Genomic DNA, 15965 nt, shown 5'->3' with positions numbered 1-15965 from the left:
CCCGGCCGTCCCCCCGGCCCCCGAGACGCCGGGGCCCACGGGCATTCGAAACCCGGAGGCCCCCCCCGCAAGGGCCCGCAGCGGTGGAGTCCGGACCAGCCGGCTTCGTTCCCGGACCAGCCGGGCCGAGCCGCCCGCTCCCGTGACGGGGCGGCGCACCGTGATTCGAAACCTGGAGGGCCTTCCCGCAAGGGTCCGCCCAGGGGGAGTTCGGGCCGGCCGGCGTCGTTCCCGGACCGTTCCGGCCGCCCCCCCCGCCCCGGTGACGCGGGGGCGCGCCGGAGGTCGAAGCCCGGAGGGCCTCCCCGAAAGGGCGCTCCCACCCGCAAGCCTCGGGGCCGTCCCTCCGGAAAACCCACTCACACCAAGGAGCCCCGCCCATGAGCATCCCCGTCCCGCCGTACATCGAGGCCATCCGTCCCTACGTCCCCGGCAAGCCCGTTCAAGAGGTGGAGCGGGAGCTGGGCCTGAAGGGGACCGTGAAGATGGCCTCCAACGAAAACCCGCTCGGGCCCTCCCCCAAGGCGGTGGAGGCCGTCCGCGCCTTCCTGGGGGACCTCCACATCTACCCCGAGGGCAGCGGCTTTTACCTCTGCCAGGCCCTGGCGCGATGCTTCGGCGTGGAAGCGGGCAACGTGGTTCTGGGGAACGGGTCCGTGGAACTGGTGGAGATGTCCGCCCGGGCCTACCTGAACCGGGAGGCCGGCGCCGTCTACAGCGCGGGCTCCTTCGCCATGTACCCCATCGCCTGCCAGGTGGTGGACGCCCCCCAGAAGGCCGTGCCCATGCGGGGGCGCAACCACGACCTCGACGCCCTCCTGGCAGCGCTGGACGAGCGGACCCGCCTCCTCATCCTGGACAACCCCATCAACCCCACGGGACGGTACGTGCCCCGGGGGGAACTCGAGGCCTTCCTCGAGAGGGTCCCTCCGAACGTGCTGGTGATCCTGGACGAGGCCTACAAGGAGTTCGTGAAGGCCCCCGACTACGGCTCCGTGATGCCGCTCCTCTCCCGCTTCCCCAACCTCCTGGTCCTCGGGACCTTCAGCAAGGCCTACGGCCTGGCTGGGCTCCGGGTGGGGTACGGCGTGGCCGGGCGCGAGGTGACGCAGACCCTCCACAAGGTGCGCTCTCCGTTCAACACGACGAGCGCGGCCCAGGTGGCGGCGATGGCGGCCCTGGAGGACGTTGAGTTCGTGGCCCGTGGCGTGGCCTTGAACGCGAGGGAGCTGCCGAGGCTGGCGGCGGGATGCGAATCCCTCGGCCTGACCGTGACGCCCTCGGTGGCGAACTTCGTCCTCGTGGACTTTCCAGAAGACGCCAACGATACCTTCCAGGCCCTCCTGCGGGAGGGCGTCATCGTGCGTCCCATGAAGGGAAACGGCTATCCCCGGTCCCTGCGCGTCTCGGTCCACACCCCCGAGGGAAACGACCGCTTCCTCGAAGCCGCCCGGAAGATCCTCGGCCGATAGGCAGAAGAGTCGCCTTCAAGAAAGAGGCTCCTGTTGCGAATCTGTGCGTCTCGAAGGGCGGGGCAGGCCGCCCAAGCGCTGGGTGCGCTTGGCTTCGGGCGGGCCGGCCTGCCTGGCTCGGTTCCATTCGCCTCCCCCCCCACTCTAATGAGTGCGCCGGCGGCGTCGGACCATCTGCTTTGTCAGGCTTCGCGGGCGGACACGCTCCACATACACAAGCACGAGTCGGTGTCCGCCCGTTCGCCTTTCGCGCATCTGGCCCACCGGCGCCGGGACGCCGCCATCCGCCTTCGGCGGACGGCGATTCAGCTCGGGGGCCTGCACAGATTTTCCAGACGAGCCAAGAAAGATGGCCTTGCGCCCCTCGAAATGTTACCTCTGAAGTAATCTTGCATCTTGACCACTCTGAGGACGGAGAAATGGCGCTTCGTCGCGAGGGGTGGCGTCCGGTGGGAGTGCCCCCCGTGAAGGCGAAACATCCCGCCGGCAAGGAGTGGTTCCATGATGTACCGAAGGCCGTGGAGGGTTCTGGCTCTGGCTCTGGTGTCGATCCTGTCCGTCTCCCGGGTGTCATGGGCTCAGGAGCAGAAGAAACCCTCGGTCGGTGAGGCGGGGCGGATCCCGCTCATCGGCGAGGAGGCTCCGGCGTTCACCGCCGAGACCACCCAGGGGACGATTCGCTTCCCCCAGGACTTCAAGGGCAAGTGGGTGATTCTCTTCAGCCATCCCGCCGATTTCACGCCCGTCTGCACCACGGAGTTCATGACCTTCGCCACGATGCAGCCCGAGTTCGAGGCCCTCAACACCAAGCTGGTGGGGCTCTCCATCGACAGCAACTACAGTCACATCGCCTGGCTTCGCACGATCAGGGAGAAAATCGAGTACCGCGGCCTGAAGAACGTCGAGGTGACGTTCCCCCTCATCGCCGACCTCAAGATGGAGGTGGCGAAACAATACGGCATGCTCCAGCCCTCGGCCAGCGACACCAAGGCGGTCCGGGCGGTCTTCTTCATCGACCCCGCCGGGAAGATCCGGGCCCTCCTCTACTACCCCCTCAGTAACGGCCGCAACTTCCAGGAGATCAAGCGCCTTCTCCTCGCCATGCAGACCGCCGACGCCAACCAGGTGGCCACCCCCGCCGACTGGCAGCCGGGCGACGACGTCATCGTCCCCCCGCCGGGCTCCTGCGGTGTGGCCAAGGACCGCATGGACAAGACGCCGGGAGACACGCACTGCTACGACTGGTTCTTCTGCACGAAGAAGCTCCCCCGGGAGGTGGCTTCCGCCGGCCAACCCTGAGAATCTGTCAGCAGACCATGGCGGGCGGGGGTCGCGGCCCCCGCCCTTTTTTTCTGTTCCGGTCGGAGGCGGAGACGGGGCCCGGATCGGGAATGGCTTCAGATCCTCGCCGGCGCGGATTTTCTCGCGCGCCTCGCGGCGGAGGGGCCTCACGGGTTCGATCAGGCGATCTTCTTGAGCCCCTCCACGACGTCAGGGTGGTAGCGCAGGCCGGCCCCTTCGGATAGTTCCTGGAGCAGGACCCGGCGGTCCTTGGGGATCTTGTACCGGCGCGTGGGGGTGGTGGCGGCCTCGAACGCGTCGGCGGCGCCCACGATGGCCGCGAGAAGGTCCGGGGGGCGTCCCTCCGGGTAGCCCGTCCCGTCCATGTGCTCGTGGTGTCCCTTGACGATGGGAGCCACCTCCTCCATGCCGATCCTCTGGAGGATGTGCGCGCTGTGCAAGGGGTGCTCCTTGAGGATGTCCCACTCCCTGGGGCCGAGGGGCGCCAGCTTGTTGAGGAGCGACCACGGAGTCTTCAGCTTGCCGATATCGTGCAGGAGCCCGCCCACTTCCAGCAGCTTCAGGTCCAGATGGTGGTTGGGCATCGCGTTCAACACCTCGCCCAGGCGGACCGAGAGCCGGCTGACGCCGTGGGAATGGGACCGGCCGGTGTACCAGTCCTTGTCTTCCAGGAGCTGAATCAGATCCTGCACGAGAGCCCCGTGACTCGCGCTCTTCCGATGGCCCTTGAGGCCCCGAAGCACGTTGAGCGCCTGCTCCAAGATGTCCTGCTCCTCTCCGATGCGGCGGTAGCGGATCCCCTCCCGGATCGCCTTCCGGATCCAGTGATACGCGTCCTCCCAATGGCCCTCCAGGGCCGCGATCACCGAAAGGAGCCTCGAGTGCACGGCCAGAAAGGACAGGTCCTCGGAAGCGCCCCCCGGGCCTCTCCGGGTCAGGGGCAGGAGGAGCGACTTGGCGAAATCGAGCCTTTCCTCGACGATGGCCAGCATGGCCGCGTTCACGAGGAGGAAGCTGCGGTGCGTGTCCCTCAGGGGCTCCCCTTCGAGCTGGGAGAGGTACTCGCGCGCGCGGCGCCCGTGCTTCACCCTTTCCTCACCTGCCGCCGAAAGGCCCTGCCTCAAATAGCATTCCATGAGGTTCAGGCGGAGGCGATTCCCGTAGTCGGCCTTGGTCGCCCTCGTCCATTTGGGGAAGTCCTCCTCGGCGAGCCCTTCCGCCATGGATGCGGCCTCGCGGAAGGAGTGTTCGGAGGCCTCATAATCTTCCCTGAACGCGTGGATGATGCCCTCCAGGTTGATCAGGTTGGCGTAGGCCGCGGAGGCTTGCCCTTTGGCCGCCTGGCGACCCTGCCTGCAGGCCTCCAGGGCCTCCTCGAAGCGGTAGAAGTCCCTTGCGCTGGCCGCCAGGGAAGTGGTGGCGCGCAGAAAGCCGTCGATCTCTCCCTCATCGAGAAGGACCCCCCTCCATAGATCCCCCAGGACGTAGCGGTCGATGTCGTCGCCCTTCGCAAAGAGTTGGAAAAGGAGAGGGCCCAGGACCTCGTCCCACTTCCTGACCGGCGGCCGCTTGTTCCTCGGCGAGTCGGCCACCTGGATCAGAAGATCGGTGACCCGAGCCACGTGCACGGCGTGGAGCTCCAGTTCGCCTTCCGAGGCATTCGGAAGGGAGGGCGTGGCCTCCAGATTCCGGGCGAACTCCTCGAGGACAAGCCTCTCTTCGGTCCAGGCCTTCATGGAGCCGCCTCCACGCGCCATGATTGTATAGATGGTCGGCCCCGCAAGCCACCCGTATCCCGTCTCCACGAGGTCGGGCCCCGCTACGGAAGGCCCTCCCTTCTTTCTTGGAGGGTCTCGGGGGCCTTACAATGAACGCATGATCGCCGTCGCGGCAGCGGAGCGCATGATGTTCGATGAGGGAGGCAACAAGGGCGCGGCGCGCCGGCTTTCCCCTTCCCGATCCAGGTTCGCGGGGCGGCCATGATCGTGGTCACGTCTCACACCAACGCGGATTTCGACTCCCTTTCGTGCATGGTGGCCGCCCTGAGGCTGTACCCCGGCGCGACCCTGGTGCTGCCCGGGGCGGCCGAAAGCCTCCTGCGCCGCTGGATGGAAAGGCACCGGGACGAGATTCCGCCCGTCCATTCCACCAAAGGGCTGAGGGCCTCCTCGGTGGAGCGCCTGGTTTGCGTGGACGTGTCGAGCCGGGACCGCATCGGTTCGCTGGCCGGCCTGCTCCTGGACCGGGAGCCGCCGGTGCCCCTCGACGTCTTCGACCACCACCCCGGCCAGGGAGATCTGGCGGGGGAGTACACCCGGGTGGAGGAGGCGGGTTCCTGCACGGCGGTCATGGTGAAGGAGCTCGCGGAGAGGAACCTGACCCCCACGCCCTTCGAGGCCACCCTGTTCCTCCTCGGGGTTTACGAGGATACGGGGTTCCTGGCCTACCCGACCACGCGCCCAGCGGACTTCGAGGCCGTGCTGAAGTGCCTCCAGTGGGGCGGGTCCCTGGACCAGGTGGCGCGCGTCCTGAAGAAAGGGTTCACGGAAGAGCAGATGCGGCTCCTCGCGGAGGTCTTCGACAACCTGGAGACCTTGAGCGTGGGAGGAGTTCCCGTCCACCTCAGCGTGGTCAACGCCGAGGCGTACGTTCCCGACCTCTCCATCCTGGCCCACGAGATCCTGGCCATGGAGGGCATGGAGGCGCTCTTCCTCCTGGCGTACATGGAGAACCGGGTCCACCTCATCGCCCGGTCGCGTTCGCCCCTGGTCAACGTGGCCGAGATTCTGGACGTGCTGGGCGGCGGGGGCCACCCCTCGGCCGCCTCGGCCGTCGTCCGGGGCAAGACCGTGGCCGAGGTCCGGGCCCTCCTCCTCGACGAACTCACCTCCGCCCGGCCCGTGGGCCTCAAGGCCCGGGACATCATGAGCCGGGACTTCCAGCGCATCGGCGAGGGAGCCACCGTTCGGGAGGCCTTCTCCGACATGAACCGCTTCCGGGTCAACGCCCTTCCCGTGTTTTCGGGGGACCGCCTGGTGGGGGTGGTGACCCGCCAGGAGGTGGACGGGGCCCTCCAGCACGGGCTCACGGAGGTGCCGGTCCTGGACTTCGTCATCTCGTCGCCTCCGCTCCTTCCGCCCGACACCCCCGCCGAGGAGGTCCGCCGCCGGATGCTCGAGCAGAACTGGCGCATCGTCCTCTTCGGCGAATCGGAGGACAAGGTCGAAGGGCTCCTCTCCCGGATGAGCCTGTTCAAGGCCCTCTACCGCAGGGAGCCCGCCGCCCTGGCCCACCGTTCCGGGGGACAGCCCTCCCCCAAGGAGATCGCCTACCTCATCAAGGCGGCCTTCTCCCCTCAGGACCTCGCCCTCCTGAGAGAGCTCGGGGAATTGGGCGAAGAGCGGGGCTCGCCCTGCCTCCTCGTGGGGGGAGCGGTGCGGGACCTGCTCCTCGGAAAGCCCGTGAAGGACGTGGACTTCGTGGTGGAGGGCGACGCGGCGGCCCTGGCCGAGGCGTGGGCCGAACGGAAGGGGGGGCGGGTGCGGACCCACCGCGCCTTCGGCACCGCCCTCTGGATCCGGCCCGACGGAGGGAAATGGGACTTCGCCACGGCGCGGGCCGAGTACTACGAACAGCCGGCGGCCCTGCCCACCGTGGCCCACGCGGCCCTGTACCAGGACCTCTACCGCCGGGACTTCACCCTCAACACCCTCGCCCTCACCCTTTCCCCGAAAGGCTTCGGGGAGATCCTGGACCTCTTCGGCGGCGTCCGGGACCTCAAGTCCGGCCGGATCCGGGTCCTCCACGGGCTCTCCTTCGTGGAGGATCCCACCCGCGCCTTCCGCGCCGTCCGCTTCGCCGTCAAGCTCGGCTTCACCCTCCCGCCGGAGACGGCGAACCTGATCGCGGCGACCATCAAGCAGGGGGTCTTTCGCCACCTCTCCCCCAAGCGCGTCCTTTCGGAGGTGGAGCAGATCCTCTCGGGCCCCAACGCGGTGGAGGGTCTCAAGGCCATGGAGGAGCACAAGCTCCTCAAGGTTTTCTGGCCCGCCTTCAAGCTCACGCCCAAGGTCCTGGACACGCTCTACCGGGTCCAGCAGGGGCTGGGCTTCTTCGAGACGCACTTTCCCGAGACGCCGGTGAACCGGCCGGCCGTCTACCTCATGGCCCTCACCGAGCGTCTGCCCACGGCGGAGCTGGAAGCCTTCCGCGCCCACTACCCCTTTTCGCAGGAGACCCGGACCGTCCTCGACGAATACAGGTCCTTCACGTGGCGCGCACTGAGGGACCTCTCCCGGGATGAAACCTGCACGGCGGGATGCGCTTACCGGGCCCTCCACGCCATGCCCCTCAGCCTGGCCCTCTTCCTCCTGGCCAAGGTCCAGGGGCCCCAGAGGCAGTCTCTGGTGCGCGACTTCATCGTGAGGGATCGCTTCACCGCCCTGGCCATCACCGGCACGGACCTCATCGAGGCCGGCGTTCCACCCTCTCCCGCCGTGGCGTCGGCCCTGCTGGAAACGCGCGTGGCCAAGGTGGACGGGAGGGTGCGGACCCGGGAGGAGGAACTGGCCTATGCCCTGGAGGCGGCGCGAAGGGGGCGGCCGACCTCCAAGGAGGAGACATGACCGGCGCACTCTGGCGGCGCGTCCTCCTGCCGGCGGCGCTCCTGGTCCTCTCGTCGGTCCTCTCCGGGTGCCGCGCCGACGCCTTTTCGAAGCCCGTCGCGGCCCCTCCGACCGTCGTTCTGGTCACCGTGGACGGGGTCCGCTGGGACTATCCGGACCGGTTCGGTCTGGAAACCTTCGCCGCCATGCGCCGCTCGGGCCTGTCGGCGGAGCGACTCCTTCCGCCCTTTCCCTCCCTCACCTGGGTGTGCCACGCCACGCTGGCCACGGGGACCTACCCGGACAAGCACGGGATCGCCGCCAACGGCTTCCTGGACCGGGCCTCCGGAACGCGTTTCTCCAAGGAGCCCGAGGCGCGGTGGCTCCTGGAGCCGCCCGTGTGGGCCTTGGCCGAAGGGGCCGGGATCAAGAGCGCCGTCCTCTCCTGGCCTCTCTCCGACGGGGACTGGCACGGCGTCGCGCCCTCGTACCGTCGCGGATTCCAGAAAGGGAAGGGGGGAAGCGACGAAGCCACCGTGGAGGCCCTGCTGGACCTCTTGGGGATGCCTCCGGACCGGCGCCCCCGCCTGATTCTGGCCTGGACGAGCGGCGCCGACGACGAGGGCCACGACGAGGGGCCGGAGGGGCCCGCCGTCCGGCGGGCCATGGTCCGGGCCGACGCAACCCTCCGGCGCCTGCGGGAGGGCATCCGCGCCCTCGGTCCCAAGACGCCCGTGGTGCTGGTCGTGGCCAGCGACCACGGGATGTCCTCCGTGGAGCGGGCCATCGACCTGGCGGCCCTCGTTCCCAAGAAGGCCTTTCTGCCCTACATCGCCACCTCCGGCCCCATGGCCAACCTCTACACGAAGGACGCGCGCCAGAAGGAGGAGGTCCGCCGGGCCCTCGAGGGCCTTCCGGCGGGGTGCCGGGTCTTCGATCGGGAGTCCTGCCCCCCCGACCTGCACTACGCCGGATGCGCGCGGGCGGGGGACCTCGTGGTCCTCGCCCCTCCGGGGGCCACCTTCTGGGGGTACTCTCCGAAACCCGGCGTCCGCGCCGTCCCGAAGGGCAACCACGGATACCCCGCCTCCAATCCGGACGTGCAGGGCCTCCTGATTCTGGAAGGGCCGGGCGTTCCGGCGGGAAAGACCCTACCCCGGGCGAGCGCCGTGGACGTGGCCCCCACCCTCTGCCGCCTCCTCGGCATCCCCCCTCCCCCCCGGGCCGACGGGAGAAGCCTGATTCCCTAAGAGGAAAGGGATTGGCGAACGGTCCGTGCCGGAACCGGGGAAGGGGACGTCGGGCCGGTTTGCGGGAGGGGCCGGAACGGGGGGATCAATCGTGTCCGGCCGCTCCGGGGCGCACCCGGAGCGGCCGAACGGACGGCGAACAGGTCAGAGGGGGCGGGACTCGGCAGCCTTGGGGACGGGACCGGAGACGACTTCGTGCTCGCGCCCCGGCTTCTCCGTCAGGGCGAGGGCGCTGCCGCGGGAGCGCTCCTTGAGGCGCTGGTATCCCCGGGCGAGCTTCTGTCGGGTGTCCTTTCCCGAGGCGGGGGCGAGGAGGAGGGCGGCCACGCCGCCGGCGAGGACGCCGAGGCTGGTGGCCCACAGGATCTGGCCGGTTTCCTTCTTCATGGGGAACCTCCTAAAGGCAGGGGCGCGCACGGGCGCCGTTCCAGGGTGGACATCCGTCAGAAACCGGGAGCCCGCCGCTCTTCATCCCGGCCAGGGCGTGACCGGCGTCACAGAGGGAGCCAAGGGCCTCCGGTCCGGGTTTCCTGCTAGAGTGGGTCGGCCCGCGATGCAAGGGCGCGGCAAATGGGTGGGCCGGCCTGTGGGGAGTGGAGGACGCCTTGGAGAAGATGACCGCCGGGATACGCAACCTCCTCTGGGCTCAGGTGGCCTCGCAGATGGGAGACGCCGCCTTCACGGTCCTCCTGTTCTGGGCCGTCCTGGAGCGGAGCGACTCGCCGTGGGTCCTCGGCGCGGCGGCGGCCCTCAATTACTTGCCCATCCTCCTCTTCGGCCTCCCCGGAGGACTCGCCGCGGACCGGCTTCCCCGCCGCGGCCTCATGGTGGCGGCGGACGCCGTCCGGGCGATCCTCTGCCTCGCCGTTCCCCTCCTGGCCGCCGCCCACCTGGACTCCCCCTGGATCCTGGCCGCCGTGGGCTTCGGCGTGTTCACGGCCTCGGCCTTTTTCAACCCCGCACGGGATGCCATGATCCCCTTCCTGGCCCGGGGAGGGGACCTCGTGAGGGCCAACGCCCGCATCCAGGTGAGCATCCCCCTCGGCTGGCTCCTGGGCCCCGGGGCGTGCCTGCTCTTTCTGGCGTGGTTTCCCACGCAGGCGCTCTTCTCGGGCGTGGGCGCCCTCTTCCTCGTGTCCGTCGGCTTCCTCCTCCTCCTTCCGGCGGAGGCGGCGGTCCCGAGGGGCGCCGGGCGGCTGGGCGCCGAAGTTTTCGGGGGGCTCTCGGTGGCCTGGAGGGACGGGAGGCTCCGCATCCTTCTCCTTCTGACGGCGGCCGACAACCTCCTCATTATGGGCCCGGCCATTGTGGGAACGCCCCTCTTCGCAAAGAGCGTCCTCGGCGGCTCGGGGAGGACCTACGCCCTGCTCGAAGCCTCCCTGGCCCTGGGCGCGGTGGTGGGGATCCCCCTGGCGGAGTGGCTGAACCGCCGCTTCGGGCAGGGGAAGGTGCTCCTGTGGGGGATCGCGGCCGACGGGCTCACCTACCTGCCCCTCCTGTGGGTCTCCTCCACCTGGGCCGCCTCCCTCACGGTGCTTCTCCACGGCGTGTCCATTCCGCTCATCACCGTGACCCGCACGGCCATGGTTCAGCGCATCGCTCCGGCCGAGCACCTGGGGAGGATCTTCGCCCTCTCGGGGATGACCGTGATCGGGCTCACGGCCCTCTCCTCGGGCCTGACGGGGGTGCTCTCCTCCGCGGTTCCGGTGAACGTCCTCTTCGGCGCCGTGGCCGTGCTGGCGGCGCTGTGCGCGCCCGTCGCCGCCCTCAGCCGGCCCTTCCGGGAGGCCTGAGGGTCAGGCCTCCTCCCACCGGAAGCGCCAGACGGCGATGAGGGAGAAGAGGAGGGTGAAGGCGATCAGGATACCGGCGGCGGGAAGGGCGGCCTCCAGGCCGAGGCCCCTCCAGGTTACGGCGTCCAATCCGTCCACGGCCCACCGGGTGGGGAGGGCCAGCGTGGCCCGATTCAGCCAGGCCGGGAAGAGGAAGGCCGGCACCCAGCCGCCGCCCAGCATGACCATCAGAAGGACGGCGAAGATGGCCAGGCCCCGCGTGGCCTCCGGGGTCCGCCCGAGGGCCGCCAACATCACCCCGAAGGCCCCGGCCATGAGGGAGTAGGCGGCGCCCAGCGCGAAGAATCCGATGGCGCTGCCCCGGATCCGCACGCCGAAGACGGCCATCCCGAATCCCATGCAGACGAGGAAGATGAGGAGAGAGAGGAGGGCGCCGCTCACCCCGCGGGACAGGAGCAGGGTCCCCGGGGGAACGGGGGCGGCCCGCAGGCGCCGCCAGATCCCCGAGCGGCGTTCCAGGAGGATTCCCACCCCGAACTCGATGGCCGACATCAGGATGAACTGGACGGCCATGCCGGCGAAGGAGTGGGCGTATCCGTTGTAGACCACTCCCTTCTTCGAGGTGACGGGTTCCGCCACCGCCCGGAAGGGAATCGAGAGGCCGCCCGCCGGTCCCCCGGCGGCGGTTCCTCCGGGCTCCGAGGTGCGTTCCTGCCAGGAAATCACGCTCTGGAGCAGGTTCTGGAGGACCTCCTTGTCCCGGGCGGGCAGGTCGGGATTGGCCTGCACCTGGGCCAGGGAGTCCTCGGCGGCGATCCGGCCCTGGGGGCCCGAGAAGGCCTCCCGGCTCACGGCCTCCATGGCGTGCTGGGTCAGGATGCCCCGGAGCATGGAGGCTTCGGCGACGCGGGAAGGATCGTGAAGGAGGAGCAGGTCGGGCTTCTCGGCCCGCCCGAAGAAGGCGCCCACCGATCGTTCGCCGAATCCCGCGGGGAAGACCAGCGCCGCCGAGGCCTTTCCCTTCCGCACCACCTCCCGCGCCTCGCCGGCGCTCGGCACCCTCCGCACCTCGAGGGCCGGATCTTGGGACATTTTGGCGGTGATCTCCCGGGAGAGGGGGCTTCCGTCCTCGTCGGCCACGAGGACGACAATGGGCGCGCTCTCGGAGGAGGACCCCGAGAACAGGAACCCGAAGAAGGCCGCGATGGCGATGGGAGCGGCGAGGCTGAGGAGAACGGCCCGGCGGTCCGAGAAGAAGAGGGCGAGGTCCTTTCGGACGAGCGCCGCGAAGGGGCGGAGGTTCATGGGTCCCTCAACTCCTTTCCCGTTAGGGCGAGGAACACGGCCTCCAGACCGGGACGCTCGGAGGAAAGGGACGAATACCGGACCCCGTGGGCCCGCAACCCCTCCAGGACGGAGGGAGCCTGGGAGTCCAGGTCCGACAGGTCCACCGAGAGCCGCCCGTCCTCAAGGGAAGCGCCCTTCACGCCGGGGAGGGTCCGAAGGGTCTCCAGCCACGGAGGGTTCTCCGGGGTGTCCGAAATCTGAACGGTGAGGAGCGCGGGGGCGCCGAGCCCGTCGGCCAGGGAGCGGGCCGTCCCCTCGGCCAGGATCCGGCCGTGGTCCATGATCACGATCCGGTCGCAGAGGCGCTCGGCCTCCTCCATGTAGTGGGTCGTGTAGAGAAGGGCCTTGCCCCGGCCCCTGAGCTCTTCGAGGAGGTCGAAGATGGCGTTTCGGCTCTGGGGGTCCACGCCCACGGTGGGTTCGTCCAGAAGGAGGATGGCCGGCTCGTGGAGCAGGCCCGCGGCCAGGTTCAGCCGGCGCTTCATTCCGCCGCTGAAGGTCTTGACCCGGTGGCCCGCCCGGTCCGCCAGCCCCACGAAGCGCAAGGCCCGCTCCACGGCCGCCGCGAGATCCCGACCCCCCAGCCCGTACAGGGCCCCGAAGAGCCTCAGGTTCTCCCCCGCGGAGAGCCCGTCGTAGAGCGCCAGCTCCTGGGGCACGAGGCCCAGGTCGCGCCTGGCCTCGGGACGTCCCGAGGCAAGAAGCTCTCCGTTCAGGCGGACCTCTCCCCCGTCGGGCGGCGTGATCCCGGCGAGCATGGAGACGGTGGTGGTCTTTCCCGCCCCGTTGGGGCCGAGGAGACCTACGATCTCCCCCGCGGCCAGGGTCAAAGACATCCCGTCCACCGCCCGCAGGCTCCCGTAGGACCGAACGAGATTCCTGGCCACCAGCATGTCGGCTCCGCTTTCCATGCATGCCATCCTACGGAAAACGCCCCGGTTGGTTTCAGGCGCCGGTCCGAAGGCGGGCCCCGCCGTCCCTTCAGGCGGGGCCGTAGACCTCGGGCCTCCGGTCCTCGAGGACGCGGATGGACCCGCGGGCGGCCTCCACTTGTCCGAAATCCAGGTCCACGGTGAGGAGGGCTTCGGAGGTCTCGTCGCCCTCGGCGAGGACCTCGCCCAGAGGGCCCGCCGCGACGGAGGTGCCGAAGTAAGTCACGGCGTCCTCCCCGTCCCCCTCGGGACCCACGGCGTTGGTCCCCAGGAAGTAGGCCTGGTTCTCCACGGCCCGGGCCCGCGCGAGGACCCTCCACGGCTCCCGGCGAGGGTACGGGAAGGCCGCCGGGCAGAGGAAGAGGACGGCGCCTTCCAGCGCGCAGGCGCGGAAGAGCTCGGGAAACCGGATGTCGTAGCAGACGGCGAGGCCCGTCTTTCCCCAGGGGGCGTCGGCCACGACCCGCCGGCTTCCGGGGACCACGTGGCGCTCCTCCCCGAAGAGGGAAAAGAGGTGGACCTTCCGGTACTCGGCCAGGGTGTCGCCATCGGGGGTCAGGAGAAAGTGGGTGTTGGCCAGGCGCCCTTCCGCGCTGGGGACCATGTGGGAAAAGCTGAGGAAGAGCCCCGTCGAGCGGGCGATGCGCCGCATCGCCTCCACGGGGGCCGCGAGTTCGCCTGCGTGGGCCTGGAGCCACGACCATGGAAAGCCCGTCAGGCAGGCTTCGGGCAGGCAGAGGAGGCGGCTGCCCCGGCGCGAGGCCTCCGCCGCGAAAGCCCGCACGGTTTCGAGGTTCTCGGCGGGCCGGGCCGGGAGCACCCGCATCTGGCCGAGGGAGACGGGGAGGTTCACGGGGCCTCCCGGCGGCCCGCGGAGGCCAGGGCCGCCGCGCAGAGGAGTGCCTGCCGATGCTCGGCCACGTCGTGGACGCGAAAGATCCTGGCCCCTCCGAGGAGGGCCGCCGCGTGCAGGGCCAGGGTTCCGGGCAGGCGCTCTCCCACGGGCGCTCCCGTGAGCGCACCGATGAGGCTCTTCCGGGAGACGCCCACGAGAAGGGGATACCCCAGGGAGGAGAGGGCCGGCAGGTTCCGGAGGAGGGCCAGGTTGTCCTCGGGACGCTTGCCGAAGCCGATGCCGGGGTCCACGAGGAGCGTGCCGGGGCCCAGGCCCGCCGCCTCCGCGGCGCGGACCCGCGCGGCGAGTTCCGAAACCACCTCGGCCACGGGATCCTCGTAGTGCGGGGCTTCCTGCATGGTCTTGGGGGTGCCCCTCAGGTGCATGAGGACGAGAGGTACCCGCCGCCGGGCGCACAGAGGAATCATGGCCTCGTCGAAGGTCCCCGCCGAGATGTCGTTGACCATGTCGGCGCCGGCATCGAGGGCGGCCCGGGCCACTTCCGCCTTGGTGGTGTCGACGGACAGGGGCACGTCTGGGAGGGCCCGCCGCAGGGCTTCCACCACGGGCAGGAGCCGGCGAAGCTCCTCCCCGGAAGGGACGGGGTCGCTGCCGGGGCGGCTGGACTCGGCCCCCAGGTCGAGTAGGTCCGCGCCCTCCCGGGCCATGCGGACACCCCTCGCGCAGGCGTCTGCCGGATCCAGGTAGAGGCCGCCGTCGGAGAAGGAGTCGGGGGTCAGGTTGAGCACGCCCATGAGGAGGAACGGACTTTCCTCCAGGCGGTTTCGACCCCGGAGAAAGAGCCCCCCCGCCCGCTCCTCCATGGGAAAGCGCCTCCTCAGGCTCCGCCGAGCTGGGGCGCCGGGGAGGGGATCTTGGGCGAAGCCGGCGGGGCGTCGGCCGCGGGGTTCGCCAGTCCTTCGCCGGCCTGAGGGGACGGGGAGGAGGCGTGGGCCGCGGGAAGCGTCTCCCCGCGGAGCAGGGCCTCGAATTCCTCCTTGTCCAGGACCTCCCGGTCCAGGAGGGCGGAAATGACGGCGCCCATGGCCTCCTTGTGTTCGTTCAGGATGCGCTCGGCCGTCTCCTTGGCCTCGATGACGATGCGCTTGACCTCCTCGTCGATCTCCCGCGCCGTGTCGGCCGAATACTGGCCCCACGTGGGGGCGTCCCAGTAGGCCGCGATGCTGGTGCGCTCGCCCCGGTAGGCGAGGGGCCCGAGTTTCTCGCTCATGCCCCAGGCCGTGACCATCTTCCAGGCCATCTCGGTGGCCTTTTCGAAGTCGTTTCCGGCGCCCGTCGTGACGGAGCCGATGAAGATCTCCTCCGCCGTGCGGCCGCCCAGCATGACGGCGATTTCGGCCTCCAGGTACTCCCGTGAGTAGTTGTACTTGTCGTCCATGGGGAGCTGCTGCGTGACGCCCAGGGCCATGCCACGGGGAACGATGGAGACCTTGTGGATGGGATCGGCGTTGGGAAGGTGGTAGGCCACCACCGCGTGGCCGGCCTCGTGGGTGGCCACGACCTTCTTGTCGGCCTCCGAGAGGATCATGGAGCGCCGCTCGGTCCCCATGAGGACCTTGTCCTTGGCGAACTCGAAGTCCTCCATGTCCACGGTCTTGGCTCCCCGGCGGGCGGCCCGCAGGGCGGCCTCGTTGGCGAGGTTGGCCAGGTCCGCGCCCGAGAACCCCGGGGTCCCCCGGGCCAGGATGGAGAGGACCACGTCGGGCCCCAGCTTCAGGGGGCGCACGTGCACCCCGAGGATCTCCTCCCGACCGCGAAGGTCCGGCCTCGGCACGACGATGCGGCGGTCGAAGCGGCCGGGCCGCAGGAGGGCCTGGTCCAGCACGTCGGGGCGGTTCGTGGCGGCCACGATGATGACCCCCTCGTTGGCCTCGAAGCCGTCCATCTCCACCAGGAGCTGGTTGAGGGTCTGCTCCCGCTCCTCGTGGCCGCCCATGCTGCCCACGCCCCGGTTGCGGCCCACCGCGTCGATCTCATCGATGAAGACGATACAGGGGGCGTTCTTCTTGGCCTGCTCGAAGAGGTCGCGGACCCGGCTGGCGCCCACGCCCACGAAGAGCTCCACGAACTCGGACCCTGAAATGGAGAAGAAGGGGACCCCGGCCTCGCCGGCGATGGCCTTGGCCAGGAGGGTTTTGCCCGTGCCCGGAGCGCCCATGAGGAGGACGCCCTTGGGGATCTTGCCGCCCAGCTTCTGGAACTTCTGGGGGTCCTTCAGAAAGTCGATGATCTCGAAGAGCTCCTCCTTGACCTCCTCGATGCCCGCCACGTCCTTGAAGGTGACCTTGTTCTTGGGCTCGCTCACCATCCGGGCCTTGGACTTGCCGAAGGAAAAGGCCTTGTTCCCCC

General features: G+C 69.7%; 12 protein-coding genes. 5 read left to right on the top strand and 7 right to left on the bottom strand.

Going from position 1 to position 15965, the window contains the following annotated elements; translation table 11 throughout:
• Positions 1 to 380: 380 nt before the first annotated feature.
• On the top strand, positions 381 to 1472 hold the full coding sequence (gene hisC / locus AB1824_11110) for a histidinol-phosphate transaminase (protein ID MEW5765512.1): 1092 nt from the start codon (positions 381 to 383) through the stop codon (positions 1470 to 1472).
• A 501-nt stretch (positions 1473 to 1973) separates the two neighbouring features.
• Positions 1974 to 2771: a peroxiredoxin gene (locus tag AB1824_11105; protein MEW5765511.1), complete on the top strand. Its 798-nt coding sequence runs from the start codon at positions 1974 to 1976 to the stop codon at positions 2769 to 2771.
• 161 nt (positions 2772 to 2932) lie between these two features.
• Here the strand turns inward: AB1824_11105 and AB1824_11100 are convergent, their stop codons facing one another.
• Positions 2933 to 4510, bottom strand: a complete 1578-nt coding sequence (locus AB1824_11100) for an HD domain-containing phosphohydrolase (protein MEW5765510.1) — start codon at positions 4508 to 4510, stop codon at positions 2933 to 2935.
• 243 nt (positions 4511 to 4753) lie between these two features.
• On the opposite strand from AB1824_11100, the gene AB1824_11095 reads away from it, so the two are divergent.
• Together AB1824_11095 and AB1824_11090 are read left to right on the top strand one after the other, a co-directional pair.
• On the top strand, positions 4754 to 7399 hold the full coding sequence (locus AB1824_11095; GenBank protein ID MEW5765509.1) for a CBS domain-containing protein: 2646 nt from the start codon (positions 4754 to 4756) through the stop codon (positions 7397 to 7399).
• A complete protein-coding gene (locus AB1824_11090; GenBank protein MEW5765508.1) occupies positions 7396 to 8628 on the top strand; it encodes an alkaline phosphatase family protein in 1233 nt (410 codons plus the stop codon). The genes AB1824_11095 and AB1824_11090 overlap by 4 nt, the downstream gene beginning before the upstream one ends.
• 144 nt (positions 8629 to 8772) lie before the next feature.
• On the opposite strand, the gene AB1824_11085 is transcribed toward AB1824_11090, so the two are convergent.
• Positions 8773 to 9015, bottom strand: a complete 243-nt coding sequence (locus tag AB1824_11085; GenBank protein ID MEW5765507.1) for a YtxH domain-containing protein — start codon at positions 9013 to 9015, stop codon at positions 8773 to 8775.
• A 227-nt stretch (positions 9016 to 9242) separates the two neighbouring features.
• Between AB1824_11085 and AB1824_11080 the strand changes: the two genes are divergently transcribed.
• Positions 9243 to 10421, top strand: a complete 1179-nt coding sequence (locus AB1824_11080; GenBank protein ID MEW5765506.1) for an MFS transporter — start codon at positions 9243 to 9245, stop codon at positions 10419 to 10421.
• A 3-nt stretch (positions 10422 to 10424) separates the two neighbouring features.
• Here AB1824_11080 and AB1824_11075 read toward each other — a convergent pair whose 3' ends face one another.
• The 5 genes from AB1824_11075 to ftsH all read right to left on the bottom strand — a co-directional run.
• On the bottom strand, positions 10425 to 11726 hold the full coding sequence (locus AB1824_11075) for an ABC transporter permease (protein MEW5765505.1): 1302 nt from the start codon (positions 11724 to 11726) through the stop codon (positions 10425 to 10427).
• Entirely contained in the window at positions 11723 to 12679 is a 957-nt protein-coding gene (locus tag AB1824_11070) for an ABC transporter ATP-binding protein (GenBank protein ID MEW5765504.1), read from the bottom strand. Before AB1824_11070 ends, AB1824_11075 begins: the two co-directional genes overlap by 4 nt.
• A 70-nt stretch (positions 12680 to 12749) precedes the next feature.
• The gene (locus AB1824_11065) at positions 12750 to 13553 is read right to left on the bottom strand and encodes a nitrilase-related carbon-nitrogen hydrolase (protein MEW5765503.1); all 804 of its coding nucleotides are present in this window, start codon (positions 13551 to 13553) and stop codon (positions 12750 to 12752) included.
• Positions 13550 to 14419, bottom strand: coding sequence for a dihydropteroate synthase (folP, locus tag AB1824_11060; GenBank protein ID MEW5765502.1), 870 nt, complete (start codon positions 14417 to 14419; stop codon positions 13550 to 13552). The genes AB1824_11065 and folP overlap by 4 nt, the downstream gene beginning before the upstream one ends.
• Positions 14420 to 14433: 14 nt before the next feature.
• Positions 14434 to 15965, bottom strand: a 1532-nt coding sequence (gene ftsH / locus AB1824_11055; GenBank protein ID MEW5765501.1) for an ATP-dependent zinc metalloprotease FtsH, incomplete at its 5' end; no start/stop codon positions are given.

It is taken from the genome of Acidobacteriota bacterium (assembly GCA_040752915.1).
GTDB lineage: Bacteria > Acidobacteriota > UBA4820 > UBA4820 > DSQY01 > JBFLVU01.
The sequence above is the reverse complement of the archived record's forward strand: the minus strand, read 5'-3'. Positions and strand labels throughout refer to the sequence as shown.

Coding starts and splice junctions, on each gene's coding strand:
- folP (MEW5765502.1), bottom strand. CDS start 14,419: ATGGAGGAGCGGGCGGGGGGGCTCTTTCTCCGGGGTCGAAACCGCCTG.
- AB1824_11075 (MEW5765505.1), bottom strand. CDS start 11,726: ATGAACCTCCGCCCCTTCGCGGCGCTCGTCCGAAAGGACCTCGCCCTC.
- AB1824_11095 (MEW5765509.1), top strand. CDS start 4,754: ATGATCGTGGTCACGTCTCACACCAACGCGGATTTCGACTCCCTTTCG.
- AB1824_11070 (MEW5765504.1), bottom strand. CDS start 12,679: ATGGAAAGCGGAGCCGACATGCTGGTGGCCAGGAATCTCGTTCGGTCC.
- hisC (MEW5765512.1), top strand. CDS start 381: ATGAGCATCCCCGTCCCGCCGTACATCGAGGCCATCCGTCCCTACGTC.
- AB1824_11080 (MEW5765506.1), top strand. CDS start 9,243: ATGACCGCCGGGATACGCAACCTCCTCTGGGCTCAGGTGGCCTCGCAG.
- AB1824_11090 (MEW5765508.1), top strand. CDS start 7,396: ATGACCGGCGCACTCTGGCGGCGCGTCCTCCTGCCGGCGGCGCTCCTG.
- AB1824_11105 (MEW5765511.1), top strand. CDS start 1,974: ATGATGTACCGAAGGCCGTGGAGGGTTCTGGCTCTGGCTCTGGTGTCG.
- AB1824_11085 (MEW5765507.1), bottom strand. CDS start 9,015: ATGAAGAAGGAAACCGGCCAGATCCTGTGGGCCACCAGCCTCGGCGTC.
- AB1824_11100 (MEW5765510.1), bottom strand. CDS start 4,510: ATGAAGGCCTGGACCGAAGAGAGGCTTGTCCTCGAGGAGTTCGCCCGG.